Here is a 601-nt window from a genome sequence, read left to right on the forward strand (position 1 = left end):
TACTATTTATTTTTGTGATGTGTATAAAAATACAAAAACTAAAGAGATAGAATATAATCCTAATATCAACAATATTCTCAATCAAACTTGTATTTCTTCTATCTATAAAGAACAAAGTTTAAGGACTAATTCTTTTACGCATTCTAGTATCAATGCTAACACTCCTTTAAATCTTTTATCTTTACACTCTAGTAAAGTTCCTTATGAACAAGAACTTAATAATAAAGCTTATTATAATGAACACTCTTATGAAAGTGAATATTCTTTTACAAAAAGCATTGATTTAAAGACTAAGCCTTCTCTTAAAGAAAAAAGAGCTTTAGTCTTAAATGAAAGCTTCTTAGCAAAAAGTAATATTTATCATCTTAGTTTAGGAGATTTTATCACTTTAAATTATAATCAAAAAGCTAATTCATCCAATTTACTTAAAGACTTTATTATTATTGCTAATACTCAAATCTTAATTGATGATGCCATCTTAGCTAATTCTATTGATACGAATGATCATTTAAATTTAAAAGATTTAAATTTAAGTAAATCTTATTCTAATACTTTAACTTTATTAAAAAAGAATATTATCTTTACTCCAAGTTTTAAAGCT

1 pseudogene is annotated in these 601 nt (G+C 23.0%); it reads left to right on the forward strand.

The features are described from left to right. Positions 1 to 601: pseudogene (locus H2277_RS09120) on the forward strand (hypothetical protein); the annotation flags it as partial.

It is taken from the genome of Campylobacter sp. W0014 (assembly GCF_020135975.1).
GTDB lineage: Bacteria > Campylobacterota > Campylobacteria > Campylobacterales > Campylobacteraceae > Campylobacter_D.